We start from the raw sequence: 13978 nt of genomic DNA, 5'->3' as shown, positions 1-13978 counted from the left end.
ATGCAGCAATCCCGTCACGGCCGCATACAAATGCAGTGACACATTCACCATACTCAGAAAAAAGCTTTTTCTGGGATTCTTGGTGCCCAGCGTGAAAATTAAACGCCCATGGCCCTTTCCGGCTTGTCGAGTACTTCACATAGAGAGGCAACGCATGATTCACTAGATAGAACCCAGGCGTGTCGGTGAACAATCTTTGGACACTGACGTGCTCCTGACTCCAATCAGTTATCACGTGCAGCACGCACCCGTAATATCTAGACGCGTCGGTAATCATTTTTTATTTTGAACGAATTTTACGGCATTCCCGTTGATTTTGTAAAACAAGCGGGCTTTGCCACGATTATTTGTGAAAATTTTGAGGTGGTGTTTTGCCGTGGGGATTTCGCTTCGACCAAATTCGTTCGTCGCGAATATACCTTTCTTACGGCGGATACTTTCGATCTCTTCGTTCGTGTAGGTTTTCGCTGCAACACCAAAGCCGCTAGACGGATGAAAGGATATCGAGGCTCGGGCAGCTTTCAAGTCGTGTCTCAGGTAATCGAATAAATAATCTGGGAATTCGCTTTCTCCCATCTCGGCGCGGATAGCGTCCAGCATCACTTCGTTAGTCCTGCCGTTCCTTCCCATCAAGTCGTCGTATTTCGATTTGTCAAAAGCGAAGAGCCCAAAAGACATTTCTCCACCTTCGAAATCCACAGTAGATTTGTCGATGGAGTTTGCTGCAGTTGGTGTCGTTTTGTGATCGGCCAACCAGACTGGCGCCCCAGCCTTGCTTCTCATCGCCTGAATTGCCAGTTTGTGGAACGCGAAACATTTGCTCCAATTTGCAAGAAGCTCATCTGGAATCCAAAGCTGGAAGTATTCCTTATAATCTTCACGCGAACCGAACATCCGAGCCCGTTGAATATAAGTATCTTGAGAGAATTTACCTTTAACAGCGCGCGTAAAATACATAGATAGGAGATTGTCAAACGTGACTCCCCTAGAAATAATATTGCCTCCTGCGCCGAAAGAAAAAAGGCTTGTTGGCTTCGCGATATCCGATACCTTTCCGCTCCTTCCCTTGGAGTTGATCTCTATAATCGCGTGACGGTCGATATTTCGCAAGACAAACTCTACGATCAACTTTGGATGAGTCGCCGAGTATTCAGGAGCTATCTTTTCGAGTTTTGCAACGATATTCTTAAAACCAGAATGGTTGGGGTCCGCCAATGTGTTAATTGTTTTTTCAATTACACCAATGTCGTTCTCGTGTTCGTCCTTTTTACCGCTGGCGTGGACAAGCATAGTGAAATTTTGGTTATGTCCCCGTTGGTGTTGCTCAGCGACACCGCAGAGAAAATGGAGGATTGCGTTTTTCAGTTCAGATCGCTCTGATCCTTCATGAGCGTTAAATGTATGCAACCGATAACTCACCAGTCCATCCGTTGGAAAGAAGTAATCTTGACCTACGTAATAAGGATGCGGAAGAAAATCTACCCACAACTCACTGTCATTCTCGAATGTGTTATTTAAATTTAGGCGAGCAGGCGTTGCAGTAACTCCAATATATTGACCTTCTTTACCAATGAGATCATGAATAAGGCGGTTAATTGTTGTCTTATCGTTATTGTTAATTTTTGCATTTGGAGAAGCGAAGTCCGCCTCGTCATCAATAACGATTATATCATTCCGCGCACGAAGAAGTGTAATTAATTTCTCAAGATCCCGTGCGTTCTTCTTTGAGAAAATGACCCATTTCTTCTTCCCAAGATCCTTCGCATTATGCGGAAGCTCACTAAATTGCTTTGGCGACGGGCTTAGGCCGGATGCTCGGAAGCGTGAAAGGCTTTGATCAAGAAGATCAATGCTATCTGTAAGAAGGTTGACAATTACTCCCGCACCCTCGTCCAACAAGCGCGCGTTCAGCGCAATCATCATTTCGGTCTTGCCACTTTGCGGCTCGCCGAAGACTACAAAAGAGCGACATCCGCTTGTCTGAAGGTTCGTGATAGTCTTCTCAACGGTATCTTCAATTGAACGAGTATCAATCTTATTGGCGTTAAGTTTTTCGAGACGGCTTTGATATTGCTGTCCTCCGATATCACCGACAATCGACGCCCAATCCATAAATCGTCCCCGCTCATTGATTCTGTCTTAGAACATTGTCATGCAACCATCCGATTATGTAAACACAAAATGCTATTTTCACGGGCACACAACTATCCCGATTTGCATACAAAAGCGGCCGCCTGATGAGTTATATTTCAATTTTTTCGTATGGCACCTGAAACGCACCCGGAGAGTAACGCAATTAATTCCCAGGAATGCGAATAGGGTTGCCTCCTGTTATCCCCGAATTTTTTGATCGAATTACTGCTTTTCAGAATTGCCTAGTAAAAAGTTGAAGGTCTAATCGGAAGCGCATTGTTGTCGTTAATCAGAAGGTGCCAAATACCGTTCCGCGCCCAGGGTTACTTAACCAAAGCCCCCTCACCCCTCCCCACAGACATCCCCAGCCACCACCTCCGCCAGTTCCGCGACATTGACCAGCCCTTGCGCGAACGGGTGGCGGTCGAGGAGTTGGGGCATGGCGAGGCAGTAGATCTTTGCGGGGTTTTGGGTTTCGAGGTCGAGCCTGAAGGGGGCGCGCAGGGTTTGGGGGGTGAGCGTCCGGGTCAGGGTGGTGAAGGGCAGGTCGTCGAGGCTGGCTGCGGGCTGGCCGCGGGCGTCGATCATGATGTCGAAATGATGGGTGGCGTCGGGGGTTGTGACTTTTACCGGTCCGGGGATGGCGTCAGGCGTTTTGGCGTCGGGTGTTTTGGTGGCGGCGGCGGCCTTGGCTGTTTCAGATTTGGCGGGGGTGACGCCTGAGGTGTTTTGGGCAGTTTCGGGCTCGCCAGCAGGGCCGCCGAAGGCGGTTTCGGGCTGGGCGGGGGCGGTTTCGCCAGTGTTTTCGAATGTGGCGTCGTCGCCGGTGGCGACGAGGGTGAGGATGCCTGCCTGGTGCAGGGCGATGATGCGGCTGAGCGAGAGATGCGGCACTGCGGCGTAGCAATCGGCAAAGACCGGCATCAGCTCGTCGTGAAACAGTTTCCAGTCGGCCTCATCAAGACGGCGCAGGATGGCGTCGAAATTCTCGTGGCCGCGCAGCAGCGCATAGCGGTGGGCAATGGTCTGGCGCTTGCGCATCGATTGCCGGGTTTTGGCAAAATCGCGCTCGACAGCCTCGAGCCCGCCAAGCTGTTGGCGGTGGCGGAAATAGGCCTGGCTGAAGCCGGGGATGGTGCGGGCCTCGGGGCCGAGATTTTCGAGATAGGCGGGGTCGGCGTGATCGAGCTCCTGGCAGAGCAGATCAAAGACGCGAGCGAGCAGGCCGTCGCTGCCGCGCTCGATTTCGCGGCTGACGGCGGCCTGGGTGATGCAGGCGAGCGGCTGGTAGGGGAAGGGATAGTAGAAATCGCCCTCGGGCATGATGCCCATGCGCGAGACCATGGTGATGCGCAAGCCGCTTGCCGCGTCATTGGGGGTCCAGCGGACATGATCGCCGGATTCGTCAAATGTGCCGTGGGCGTGGCCAAGGGCTGCGACGACATCGATGGCCGAGAGCGACGAGCCTAAAATGCCGATATGCCCGGCCTCGAGGCTTTCGAGCCGGGTGGCGGGCCAGGGCGAGAGCAGATCGGCCTGATCGATATGCGGGGATTTTGGCCAGGAATGGCCGGTGGCGATGATGACGGCGTCAAACAGCGCGTCGGCTGCGGCATCGCGGGTGAGCAGCAGCGCCTGGCCCGGCGTGGCCGTGACATCGATGTCGGTGACCGGGGTGGAGGTGTGCAGGGTGATCTTGTGGCCTGTGGCGCGGGCATGGTCGATCAGCGCGTGGAACTCGTCGTGCAAAAATTCGCCGATCAGCACGCGGGGGTAGAAGGCGCGGGCGCTGATGTCGTGCTCGGAGAGCTCCCATTCGCTGAGCTCGTATTTCGGGCGGGTTTCGAGCCAGTCGATCAGCTGGCGGGTGAGTTCGGGGATCTCGCGGCTGAAGGCGTTGCAGAGCATGTAATCGGCGTTGATGTCCTCGCGATAGGGCATGCCCTTGCCGGCCTCGGGGCTCGCCTCATAGATGGCGATGTCGAGCTTTTGGCCGCGGCCGATCAGATGCTTGAGCAGATAGACGGTGGTGGGGCCGGCGCCGATGATGGCGAGTTTAACTGGGGTCACGGGGTCAGGCCTTGGCTGGGGTGGGATGCTGTCTCAAAGGCAGATCCGAAGCGGGCCCTGCCGCCGGTCGCAACGGAGCGGTGGCGAAGGGGCGGGATCGCGGATCAGGGAGGAAACGCGCTCAAGCCGCCGCGGTTCCGCAAAAAAGCGTGCGACTGCAGTGGCTCAGTTGCCGTCGCAATCGACGCGGGCGGCGCAGGAGGCGGCAAGCGCGATCTGCAGCTCGGTGACCAGATAGCCGGGACGGGCCGGCTTGCCGACCCAGCGGCCGTGTCCGAACACCGGATCGGCGCCATCCCCGGGGCTGCCGGAATGGACGATGAAGGGGATGGTGCGGACCAGGAGGGTGCGGGCGACATCGGTGCAGTCACCATCGCACAGGGCGATGTCGATGATCGCTGCATCGGGCCGGTGCAGCCCGAGCCAGGCCTCGGCCTGGGCCCCGGAGGTCAGCAGCGTCAGGTTGTCGAAACCCGCGGCCGCAAGCTGCTGCTCGAGGTCGAGCGCGATCAGCGGCTGGTCTTCCAGGATCAGGATCGGACCCGTGTGGTGATGCATCATCGTGTCTCGGGTTTAAAACACGGATATCCTACGCTTATTCCGCATCGGCAGGATTTCGGTCCGCTGCCGTACCAAGGGGCGCCCGTGGGTTGTACCGAGTTTTTTATCACCATAAATGGGACATCTTTTGAGAGTAGGTCGACGTCATCGCTCGCTATTCTGCGCGCGCTTGGGAGTCACCTTTGCTCTTTCCTCACGAGGACGAGCATTGCCCCAAATCCAGCAAACCCAGGTTCGCAACAGACTTCTGGCGCATGTTTCGGCGGAGGATTTCGCGCGCATTGCGCCGCATCTGGAATTTGTCGAGCTGCCCTGGCGCCATGCCTTCTCGCAGCCCAATATGCTCGCCGAATACAGCTATTTCCTCGAATCGGGCATCGGCTCGATCGTGGCGCCGTCGCCGGAGGGCCACAGCGCCGAGATCGGCATTTTCGGCCGCGAGGGCATGACCCCGATCGCGACCGCGCTGAAGGCGGATACCGACCCCTTTTCGACCTTCATGCAGGTGGCCGGCAGCGCCTACCGGATCCGCAGCGCCGCGCTTGTGGCGGCGATTGACGAGAGCAATACGCTCAAGACGCTGATGGGCCGCTACGCGCAGGCCCAGGCGGTGCAGTCGGCCTATACGGCGCTGTCCAATGCGGTGCATCAGATCGACGAGCGGCTGGCCCGCTGGATCCTGATGTGCCACGACCGCACCGACGGCAACGACATTTCGCTGACCCATGAATTCCTGTCGATCATGCTGGCGGTGCGGCGGCCATCGGTGACCACGGCGCTGCATGTGCTGGAAGGCAATCTGCTGATCCGGGCCGAGCGCGGGCTGATCATCGTGCGCGACCGGCAGGCGCTGGAATCCTTTGCCCGCGACGCCTATGGCACGCCCGAACGCGAGTATGAGCGGCTGATCGGCAAGATGAACTGAAGCCGCACGAGGGCCGCGGATTTCCCGCCGGACGATTTCCAAAGCGGCAGCGGCGGTGTAAGGCTGCGTTGATCACAGCCATTCCGGGATGCCGCCATGAAAGCCGTTCTCTACGAAGCCTTTTCCCAGCCGCCGAAAATCGCCCGCCTCGCCGATCCGGCGCCGGAGCCCGATGGCGTGGTGGTCAAGGTGATGGCCACGGGGGTGTGCCGCAGCGACTGGCACGGCTGGGTCGGGCATGATCCCGACATCGCGCTGCCGCATGTGCCGGGCCATGAGCTGGCGGGAACCGTGGCGGCGGTGGGCGGCCAGGTGACCCGCTGGAAGCGCGGCGACCGGGTGACGGTGCCGTTTGTCGGCGGCTGCGGCCATTGCCCCCAGTGCCATGCCGGACACCAGCAGGTCTGTGACAGCCAGTTCCAGCCAGGATTTACCCATTGGGGCTCGTTTGCCGAATATGTGTCGATCCACCGCGCCGATCTCAACCTGGTGGCGCTGCCCGAGACGATCGATTTTGCCACCGCCGCCAGCCTTGGCTGCCGCTTCGTGACCTCGTTTCGCGCCGTGGTCGACCAGGGCCGGGTCAGCGCCGGGCAATGGGTGGCGGTGCATGGCTGCGGCGGCGTCGGACTGTCGGCGGTGATGATCGCGCGGGCGATGGGCGCGCAGGTGGTGGCGGTGGATATTGCGCAGGACAAGCTGGCGCTGGCTCGGCAGATGGGGGCTGTGGCCACCATCCATGCGGCCGAGGTCGATGACGTGGCGGCAGCCGTCCGGGAGATCAGCGGCGGCGGCGCGCATGTGTCGCTTGATGCGCTGGGCGCGGTAACCACTTGCGTCAATTCGATCCATTCGCTGCGCAAGCGCGGCAGGCATATCCAGGTCGGGCTGATGGCGGGTGCGGACAGTTTTCCGCCGGTGCCGATGGGGCGGGTGATCAGCCACGAGCTGGAAATTCTCGGCAGCCATGGCATGCAGGCGCACCGCTATGGCGCGATGCTCGACATGATCGAGGCCGGGACGCTGAAGCCGGAACTGCTGGTGGGTCGGACCATCAATCTTGAACAGTCCATCGATGCACTGATGGGCATGGACCGGTTCGAGGGTAGTGGCGTGACGGTTGTCACCGAGTTCTAGAGCCGCTGCGGCGGGTGCCGGGCGCAACGCTCCCCCGCTGCGGCTGAGGGGCTGCCTCAGCCCGGGCGGGTCATGCGGCTGATTAGACCGGTGCGCAGGACAAATTGCTGGTAGAGCGCGCCGGCAATGTGCAGCACGACGAAGGCGATCAGCGGAAATTTCAGCGTTGTGTGAATGAAATCGGCGGTTTCATTGCCGCCAAACCATGTCGCCAGGCCGGTGACCGGCAGGATGACCATCAGCGCATAGAGCGACCAGTGGGTGAGATGCGCCAGGCCCTTGAGCGCAGGATGCTCGCGCGCCGGCAGCGCCGGGGCGCCGCGCCGGACCCGCAGAACTAGCCGCCAGATCACCAGCAGCAGAACCAGGCCACCGCCGATGACATGGGACCGGACCGCAAGATTGATGTCGGGCGCCAGGCCCTTTTCCAGCGCTTCCCAGGCGGCGACGATCTGCTCATGCAAAACAAACTGCATGAGGATCAGGACGGCCATGACCCAGTGCAACCAGATCTGCGGGCGTGAATAGGCGGCGGGCTTCATCTCGATCATCCCCTGTTTGCCGGATGCGGACTGCCCTGCCGGGCCCTGATCCGGTGGTGTGCCAAATGGCGCGATGGCTCGATCGATAGAGCAATCATGGGCAGCGCGCCTTGATCTGGAGCAAGGCGCGGAACGACCACCGGCGATCCGGTCACGCGGAGGGGCGCTGCCGGAGATGCGGGTCAGGAATGCGGGAACGCGTTACGCGCTCCCTGAGCCGGCGCGCGACAGCGGCGTCGGCTCAGGGAAGTCTGGCCACGCAAGATCCCGCCGGTGGGGTGCACCGGCGGGTGATCAGGCGTGGGTTCAGCGGGACTACTTGTCTCTGTCGGGGCCGCCGGTGTGGCTGCTGCGGGTGATCGACACCGGGTCGCTGGCCGGGAAAGTGTCTTCAAGGCCCTGCTCCAGCTCGTCATCCAGCTCCTGGTCGAATGTATTGGGCTTGGTGTCGCCGTCGGCTGCCTCTACCGCTGCTTCGCGGGTGGGATAGACCGGGGAATGACGGCCATCGACCACATAGGCCCAGCCACCGTCGCGCTGCTCGAGTTCATATTCATGGCTTTTCATGGTGTACTCCTTCTGCTGCCCAACGCCGTCGGGCGGACATCGTTCCGCCGGATCCGCAGGCAGGCTGATGATAGCAGCAAAAGCTGGTTTTTCCTTGATCTGAGACAAGGCTGGAAAGGCCGCAGACACGGCGCGCAGTCCGCCGGTGTCAGGCCGACTGGGGGACCTGGAGCCTGCCGAGGCCGGATTTCAGCGCGGCGATGCAGACGGGATCGAAGGCCGAGCCCGAATCCCCGTCGAGGATCGCCAGCGCCCCGGCGATCGGCATGGCGGCACGGTAGGGGCGTTCGGCGGTGAGCGCATCAAACACATCGGCGACGGTGAGAATGCGGGCTTCCAGGCAGATCTCGTCGCCCTCAAGCCCGTGCGGATAGCCCTTGCCGTCGAGCCGCTCGTGATGGGCCAGGGCAATGGGGGCGATGTCGGCAAAGGCGCTGACATGGCGCAGGATGGCCTCGCTCTGGGCAGGATGGTTCTTGATGGCGGCCCATTCACCGGCGTCGAGCTTGCCGGGTTTGTCGAGAATCTGGTTGGAGACGGCAAGCTTGCCGAGATCATGCAGCAGGGCTGCGCGGCGCAGCCAGCGGCGGTGGGCCTGATCCAGGCCCAGCTCTTCGGCGATCATGTCGGTGTAGAATGTCACCCGGTTGGAATGGTCGGCGGTAAAAGGGCTCTTGGCGTCGACCACATCGGCGAAGGCCGCGGCGATGTCATCGAGATAGTCCTCGTCGACCGGTTCGGACAGAAGCGCAGGCTTCATGGCAAAGACCCTGGCCTCGATGTCGTCCGAGGCCAGCACCGGCCAGAAATCCTCGGCCGCCTGCGCGGTCATGAAGGCTGTGGCCAGGGCCGGATCGAACCAGACGCCGGAACGGGCGGCAACTTCGTCGATTGCCGCCTGGGCGCCGTTTTCAACCTGGAACACGTCGACCACCTGGGCCAGCAGGGTGATGTTGGCGATCTGCGGGATCTGGCCGCGCTTGAGGCCCTGCGGCTGGCCGGAGCCGTCCCAGTGCTCGTCAAGCGACAGGATGCCCTGCTGCACGGACTGGGAAAACCGCATGCGGGCGGCAATGTCGGCGCCTCGGTGGCAACGGGTTTCCATCAACTCGCGGGCGATTCTGGTGCCCTTCTGAACCACATTGATGAGCGCGCGGATGCGCTCGCTGAGACCGGACTCAAGCCCGGTCCTGGCAAAGACGAAGCGCAGGGCGGCCGAAAGGCTGGGATCGATGGTCTTGAAATCACGCTTGAAGGCGATGTCGTCGGCCAGATAGAGCTCGCAGATCCGCGCCGCGTTGCTGGAGCAGCCCAGATCCTTGAGCAGCAGCGTGTAGAACAGGTCGGTGAGCGCCTCGTCGGAGAGGTTGAGCGCCTCGCCGATACGGGTTCCGATCCAGCAGCAGCGCATGCAATGGCCCGCCGGCTGTCCCTCGGTCAAATCCAGCGCATAGCTCAGCGCGCCGAGCAGCTCCGCCCGCTTGAAAGTTGCCGGGCGGCTGCCCGCGGCTTTGGTCAGATAAAGGCTTGTCGTCACGTCGGCGCTCCAGATGTCAGCTCCGGCATAACAGATGCTGCTTAAGGAGCATTTGACCAGAGGGCCGCATTGCAGCGATCTGCGTTCATGGTGAATAACTCCTGTACCGGTTGCCGGGCAACACAAGCCGCTTGAATTCGATTTCATTTCGATATAACTAGTTTCATTGAATTGAAGGAGCTGGACGCATGAACACGATCGAAGCGGCACAGGGGTTTTCGGCTATGGGGTCGGAATCACGGCTGGAGGTGCTGCAGGCACTGGTCCGGGCCGGCAATGCCGGCCTGCGGGTCGGCGACATCCAGGAGCGCACCGGAATTGCCGCCTCGACCCTGGCGCATCACCTGAAATTTCTCAGCGCCGCCAATCTGATTGTCCAGAGCAAGCAGGGTCGGGTGATCATGAGCACGGCGAATTTCGATTATCTGAACGCGCTGGCCGGGTTCATTCTGGAAAATTGCTGCAGCGAAGCGGGAGAAAAGCCATGAGCCTTGCAACCGACACAGACCGTCCGGGCGGCCGCGACCTCCGGGCCTGGCTGGCCACGCCATGGGCCTTTATCGTCCTGATGCTGCTGGCGGTGGCCGTGCTCGACGGCGGCCGTCTTGCCAGCATTGTCAGCTTCGCCGTGGCAGCGCTTGGCAGCACCCTGCCCTATATCGTGTTTGCGGTGCTGCTGATTGCCGGCCTCAAGGCGGCGGGCGCGGAATCGGTGATTGCCGAAGCGTTCAAGGGCCGGGAAACCCGGATGATCCTGATGGCGGCGCTGTTTGGCGGGCTGGCGCCGTTCTGCTCCTGCGAAGTGATTCCCTTCATTGCCGGGCTGCTGGCGCTCGGCGCGCCGCTGTCGGCGGTGATGGCATTCTGGCTGTCCTCGCCGCTGATCGACCCGCCGACGCTGCTGATCACCGCGGCAGCGCTGGGCTGGCCCTTTGCCATTGGCAAGGCGGTGGCCGCCGTGGCGCTGGGACTGTTTGGCGGTTTTGCCATCAAGGCGGCGATGGGGGCGGGCTGGTTTTCAGAGCCGCTCAAGGCCATCCGGCCAACGCGCTGCGGCTGCGGTCCGGACCCGTTCACCGGCAGGCCGGCCTGGAAATTCTGGCAGGAGCCGCAACGGCGCGAGACCTTCCGGACCGAGTTCATGGCCAATGGCATCTTCCTGATCAAGTGGCTGGCGCTGGCCTATGTGCTCGAAGCGCTGCTGGTCACCTATGTTCCTGCAACGATGATTGCCGGCCTGGTCGGCGGCGAAGGCATCGTGCCGATCGGCATTGCCGCGCTTGTGGGCATGCCGGCCTATCTCAACTCCTATGTGGCGCCGCCGCTGCTGGCCGGGCTGATGGAGCAGGGCATGAGCAACGGCGCGGCAATGTCGTTCATGATCGCCGGTGCTGTGAGTTCGGTGCCTGCAATGGCGGCGGTGTGGTCGCTGGTCAGGAAACCGGTGTTTGCCGCCTATCTCGGGCTCGGGGTATCGGGCGCGATCGTGTCGGGGATCGTCTTCCAGATGCTGGCGTGACCCGGACAGCCGGGTCCGAGCCCCTGCGCGGCCGGGCTTGACGGCTGGACCGCGTGCGATTATCCCTTATGTGAGATGATATCTCATTTGAGGGAATCCGGATGAACGATCTCAACGAAAGGCTGGCCGGGCGGATCAAGCAGGTGCGGATGGCGCGCGGCTGGTCGTTGCAGGAACTGGCCGACAAGAGCGCGGTAAGCCGCTCGACGCTGTCGCGGATCGAGAACACCGAGGTCAGCCCGACGGCGGAAACGCTGGGCAGCCTGTCGTCGGCGTTCCAGATGAGCATCTCGCAATTGCTGGCGCCGGTGGAGACGCCTTTTGCCGCGCTTGTCAGGCGGGACGAGCAGGCGCTGTGGGAGGACACGGAGCACGGATTTTCGCGGCGGCTGGTGTCGCCGCCAAGCGGCGGGCTGTCGGCGGAAGTGGTGGCCTGCGAGCTCGGACCTGACCGGAAAATCTCCTATGAGGCGCCGTCGGTGGAGGGCCATGAACATCATCTGGTGATGCTGTCGGGCGTGCTGGCGGTGACGCTGGGCGACGAGATCCATGTGCTCGAGGCCGGCGATTGCCTGCGTTATCAGCTTTACGGGTCGTCGCGGTTTCAAACCGGAGACCAGCCGGCCTCCTATCTGATTGTACTGGTGTGAGAGTCGCCATGACCGAAATTACCATTCATACGCTTGCCGCTGACCAACTGGACACCGAGGCGCACGCGCTGGCGCAGATCATGGCCGACACGGTGATGAGCGGCGCTGCGATCGGCTACATGCAGCCGTTTTCCCTGGCCGAGGGGCTGGCGTTCTTTACTGGCCAGGTGTTTGGCGAAGTGCGCGCCGGGCGGCGCAGATTGCTGGTGGCGCGGCTGGGTGGCGAGACGGTGGGATCGGTGCAACTGATCATCGCGCTGCCGCCCAACCAGCCACATCGCTGCGAAGTGGCCAAGATGATGGTGGCGCCGCGGGTCCGGCGCCGGGGCATCGGCCGGGCGCTGATGCAGGCGCTGGATGCCGAGGCGCGGGCTGCGGGCAAGAGCCTGATCACGCTCGACACGAAAACCGGCGACAAGGCCGAACCGCTCTACCTTGCGGCGGGCTTCAGAACAGCCGGGATGATCCCCGGCTTTGCGCTGGATGCTGACGGGGCTCAGCTGCATGCCACGACCTATATGTACAAGGCATTGTAGGGCACCGGCTTGCCCGAAGCAGGTCAGGGAGCCGCGTCCGGTGGCGCGGCAGGCCGGGACTTGCGGCCATTGGCGAGCCAGTCGCGATAGGTTTCGGCATCGCCGAATTCCATGAAGCTGGCAAAGGAGGGATGCGGATCGAGCGTGCGCCGGGCATGCTTTATCGGGCACCAATAGGCTTCGGTGCGGCCGGCGATCTCGCGCGCATAGGCGATGACGCCATTGCCGTAGCCGCAATAGATGCAATTGAACTTCTCGATGAAATTCAGATAGGCGAGCATGTGGCGGTCGATGACGACATAGTCGGCGCGGCGCACCAGGTCGATGCCGTAGACCCGGAAGCAGATCTGCTGGTAGATCGTCACCGACAGGTCGAGCAGGGCCAGCGGAATGGCCACGGCGTAGATCACCGGCGCGGTGAGCAGGATGGCGATACGGGCGCCGGTGATATAGCGCCACAGGCCGATGCGGTAGGTCTTCTGCAGGGCCAGGATCTCGCGGTCGAAACGCACCTTGCCGCGCTGCAGCCGGTAGCGGAACTGTTCGCGGCGGGCATCAAGTTGCCGGTCGAGCTCCTGCTCGAGCTCGTCGCGGGTTTTGCGCAGGCGCTGTTCGATCTCTTCAAGCACGGATCTGTCCATGGTGCGGCCCTTCCGGTTTTCATGGAAAGCAGCCTTAGCATCCGCGCCGTGGCGGCCGATATGCGGCAGATCAAATGCCGCCGGGGCAGCTGCCGGGCTCAGCGAAAGGCCGGGCGGGACCTGCTGGTCTCCGCCCGGCAATCCGGCAAGCGGGCTTGCCGGTGATCTGGCCCGTTAGCTGGCCGGTTCAGCCGAGGGTTTCCTCCAGGGCTTCAAAGATGGCGGTCCAGCCTGAAATATGGCCGTCACGCGCCGCCTCGCTGCGGAACTTGACCTGGTGCAGCCTGATTTCGGTGAGGCTCGGCCCGAGCTCGGCGAAATCGATGGTGACGACGCTGTCATCGAGCGAATGGGGCGATTCCCAGGTGAAGGCCAGGCGCGAATGCGGGTCGATCTCCAGATAGGTGCCGGCATGCGGGATGTTCTTTCCGGCGTCCTGCATGATGATCGAGAAGCGGCCGCCCTTGACCGGATCATTGGTGGCTGTCGAGGTCATGTCGCTGCCGCCCGGACGCATGAATTTTTCCATCATGCGCGGCGACAGCCAGGCGTCGAACACCTTTTGGCGGGGGACCGGGATCTTCCGGCTTACGGTCAGTTCCAGTTCATTGAGTGTCTCGGTCATTGTCATCGTCCTTTGAAACGAGTGCCTCTTCCAGCGCCGACAGGCGCAACTCCCAGATGGACTTGAGTTGCCTGAACCAGCTCTCAGTCAGCTTCAGCGGTTCAAGCTCGGCCGCGATGAAATGCTCGCGGCCGACAGTCCGGCGGGTGACAAGCCCTGCCTCCTCCAGCACCTTGATGTGCTTGGAGACGGAATTCAGAGACATGTCGAAATGGGCAGAAAGTGCCGTCACCCTCAACGCGCCTTCCTGAACAAGGAGCGTCAGGATCTGCCGGCGGGTGGTGTCCCCGGCAGCCTTGAGGATTTTCGACAGTGCATCTTCGTCCATTTGTTCACCCTTATGGTTGAATATCTCGAGTCGAAGAATTAGTCAACCATTCGGGTGAATATTTCTTACGCCCTGGTTTCAGATGCCATGCCGGGTGGCTTCCGGCAACAAGGCGGCGGGGACGGACGGGGGATCGGGGTTTGAAAAGGCCCCTCCCCAACCCCTCCCCACAAGGGGGAGGGGCAATGCGCGGCACAATTCGCCTTG

Annotated in this window: 15 protein-coding genes; 6 read left to right on the top strand and 9 right to left on the bottom strand. The window is 61.0% G+C overall.

Features of this window, described 5'->3' with window-relative positions; all coding sequences use genetic code 11:
- Nucleotides 1-273: 273 nt before the first annotated feature.
- The 3 genes from OEG82_RS03810 to OEG82_RS03800 all read right to left on the bottom strand — a co-directional run bounded on the left by OEG82_RS03810 (nucleotide 274) and on the right by OEG82_RS03800 (nucleotide 4761).
- Nucleotides 274-2112 (bottom strand): Z1 domain-containing protein, encoded by a 1839-nt coding sequence (locus OEG82_RS03810; RefSeq protein ID WP_267611148.1) that lies wholly within the window; start codon nucleotides 2110-2112, stop codon nucleotides 274-276.
- A gap of 363 nt (nucleotides 2113-2475) precedes the next feature.
- Nucleotides 2476-4203: an FAD/NAD(P)-binding protein gene (locus tag OEG82_RS03805; RefSeq protein ID WP_267611147.1), complete on the bottom strand. Its 1728-nt coding sequence runs from the start codon at nucleotides 4201-4203 to the stop codon at nucleotides 2476-2478.
- A gap of 165 nt (nucleotides 4204-4368) precedes the next feature.
- A complete protein-coding gene (locus OEG82_RS03800) occupies nucleotides 4369-4761 on the bottom strand; it encodes a response regulator (protein ID WP_267611146.1) in 393 nt (130 codons plus the stop codon).
- Nucleotides 4762-4972: 211 nt separating this feature from the next.
- On the opposite strand from OEG82_RS03800, the gene OEG82_RS03795 reads away from it, so the two are divergent.
- Complete coding sequence (locus OEG82_RS03795) at nucleotides 4973-5689, top strand: Crp/Fnr family transcriptional regulator (protein WP_267611145.1); 717 nt, start codon at nucleotides 4973-4975, stop codon at nucleotides 5687-5689.
- A gap of 96 nt (nucleotides 5690-5785) precedes the next feature.
- Entirely contained in the window at nucleotides 5786-6826 is a 1041-nt protein-coding gene (locus OEG82_RS03790) for a zinc-dependent alcohol dehydrogenase family protein (protein ID WP_267611144.1), read from the top strand.
- A 56-nt stretch (nucleotides 6827-6882) separates the two neighbouring features.
- Here OEG82_RS03790 and OEG82_RS03785 read toward each other — a convergent pair whose 3' ends face one another.
- The 3 genes from OEG82_RS03785 to OEG82_RS03775 all read right to left on the bottom strand — a co-directional run bounded on the left by OEG82_RS03785 (nucleotide 6883) and on the right by OEG82_RS03775 (nucleotide 9472).
- Nucleotides 6883-7377: a cytochrome b gene (locus OEG82_RS03785; protein WP_267611143.1), complete on the bottom strand. Its 495-nt coding sequence runs from the start codon at nucleotides 7375-7377 to the stop codon at nucleotides 6883-6885.
- Between the two features lie 306 nt (nucleotides 7378-7683).
- Entirely contained in the window at nucleotides 7684-7935 is a 252-nt protein-coding gene (locus OEG82_RS03780) for a hypothetical protein (RefSeq protein WP_267611142.1), read from the bottom strand.
- A gap of 148 nt (nucleotides 7936-8083) precedes the next feature.
- Nucleotides 8084-9472: an HD-GYP domain-containing protein gene (locus OEG82_RS03775; RefSeq protein ID WP_267611141.1), complete on the bottom strand. Its 1389-nt coding sequence runs from the start codon at nucleotides 9470-9472 to the stop codon at nucleotides 8084-8086.
- Between the two features lie 188 nt (nucleotides 9473-9660).
- On the opposite strand from OEG82_RS03775, the gene OEG82_RS03770 reads away from it, so the two are divergent.
- From OEG82_RS03770 to OEG82_RS03755, 4 genes are all read left to right on the top strand, one after another.
- Nucleotides 9661-9960 (top strand): ArsR/SmtB family transcription factor, encoded by a 300-nt coding sequence (locus OEG82_RS03770; protein WP_267611140.1) that lies wholly within the window; start codon nucleotides 9661-9663, stop codon nucleotides 9958-9960.
- Entirely contained in the window at nucleotides 9957-10991 is a 1035-nt protein-coding gene (locus OEG82_RS03765; protein ID WP_267611139.1) for a permease, read from the top strand. The genes OEG82_RS03770 and OEG82_RS03765 overlap by 4 nt, the downstream gene beginning before the upstream one ends.
- A 101-nt stretch (nucleotides 10992-11092) precedes the next feature.
- Nucleotides 11093-11641, top strand: a complete 549-nt coding sequence (locus OEG82_RS03760; RefSeq protein ID WP_267611138.1) for a helix-turn-helix domain-containing protein — start codon at nucleotides 11093-11095, stop codon at nucleotides 11639-11641.
- Between the two features lie 8 nt (nucleotides 11642-11649).
- A complete protein-coding gene (locus tag OEG82_RS03755) occupies nucleotides 11650-12177 on the top strand; it encodes a GNAT family N-acetyltransferase (protein ID WP_267611137.1) in 528 nt (175 codons plus the stop codon).
- Between the two features lie 23 nt (nucleotides 12178-12200).
- On the opposite strand, the gene OEG82_RS03750 is transcribed toward OEG82_RS03755, so the two are convergent.
- The 3 genes from OEG82_RS03750 to OEG82_RS03740 all read right to left on the bottom strand — a co-directional run bounded on the left by OEG82_RS03750 (nucleotide 12201) and on the right by OEG82_RS03740 (nucleotide 13771).
- Complete coding sequence (locus tag OEG82_RS03750) at nucleotides 12201-12818, bottom strand: hypothetical protein (RefSeq protein WP_267611136.1); 618 nt, start codon at nucleotides 12816-12818, stop codon at nucleotides 12201-12203.
- Between the two features lie 187 nt (nucleotides 12819-13005).
- Entirely contained in the window at nucleotides 13006-13443 is a 438-nt protein-coding gene (locus OEG82_RS03745) for an SRPBCC family protein (RefSeq protein WP_267611135.1), read from the bottom strand.
- Nucleotides 13424-13771 (bottom strand): ArsR/SmtB family transcription factor, encoded by a 348-nt coding sequence (locus OEG82_RS03740; RefSeq protein WP_267611134.1) that lies wholly within the window; start codon nucleotides 13769-13771, stop codon nucleotides 13424-13426. The genes OEG82_RS03745 and OEG82_RS03740 overlap by 20 nt, the downstream gene beginning before the upstream one ends.
- Between the last annotated feature and the right edge of the window lie 207 nt (nucleotides 13772-13978).

The organism is Hoeflea ulvae, from assembly GCF_026619435.1.
Lineage (GTDB): Bacteria > Pseudomonadota > Alphaproteobacteria > Rhizobiales > Rhizobiaceae > Hoeflea > Hoeflea ulvae.
This window is presented reverse-complemented; position numbering and strand designations above follow the sequence as displayed.

Excerpts from the sequence above, each read along its gene's own strand:
- OEG82_RS03785 (WP_267611143.1), bottom strand. The coding sequence starts at position 7,377 with ATGATCGAGATGAAGCCCGCCGCCTATTCACGCCCGCAGATCTGGTTG.
- OEG82_RS03750 (WP_267611136.1), bottom strand. The coding sequence starts at position 12,818 with ATGGACAGATCCGTGCTTGAAGAGATCGAACAGCGCCTGCGCAAAACC.
- OEG82_RS03790 (WP_267611144.1), top strand. The coding sequence starts at position 5,786 with ATGAAAGCCGTTCTCTACGAAGCCTTTTCCCAGCCGCCGAAAATCGCC.
- OEG82_RS03755 (WP_267611137.1), top strand. The coding sequence starts at position 11,650 with ATGACCGAAATTACCATTCATACGCTTGCCGCTGACCAACTGGACACC.
- OEG82_RS03800 (WP_267611146.1), bottom strand. The coding sequence starts at position 4,761 with ATGCATCACCACACGGGTCCGATCCTGATCCTGGAAGACCAGCCGCTG.
- OEG82_RS03740 (WP_267611134.1), bottom strand. The coding sequence starts at position 13,771 with ATGGACGAAGATGCACTGTCGAAAATCCTCAAGGCTGCCGGGGACACC.
- OEG82_RS03765 (WP_267611139.1), top strand. The coding sequence starts at position 9,957 with ATGAGCCTTGCAACCGACACAGACCGTCCGGGCGGCCGCGACCTCCGG.
- OEG82_RS03810 (WP_267611148.1), bottom strand. The coding sequence starts at position 2,112 with ATGGATTGGGCGTCGATTGTCGGTGATATCGGAGGACAGCAATATCAA.
- OEG82_RS03745 (WP_267611135.1), bottom strand. The coding sequence starts at position 13,443 with ATGACCGAGACACTCAATGAACTGGAACTGACCGTAAGCCGGAAGATC.
- OEG82_RS03780 (WP_267611142.1), bottom strand. The coding sequence starts at position 7,935 with ATGAAAAGCCATGAATATGAACTCGAGCAGCGCGACGGTGGCTGGGCC.
- OEG82_RS03760 (WP_267611138.1), top strand. The coding sequence starts at position 11,093 with ATGAACGATCTCAACGAAAGGCTGGCCGGGCGGATCAAGCAGGTGCGG.
- OEG82_RS03770 (WP_267611140.1), top strand. The coding sequence starts at position 9,661 with ATGAACACGATCGAAGCGGCACAGGGGTTTTCGGCTATGGGGTCGGAA.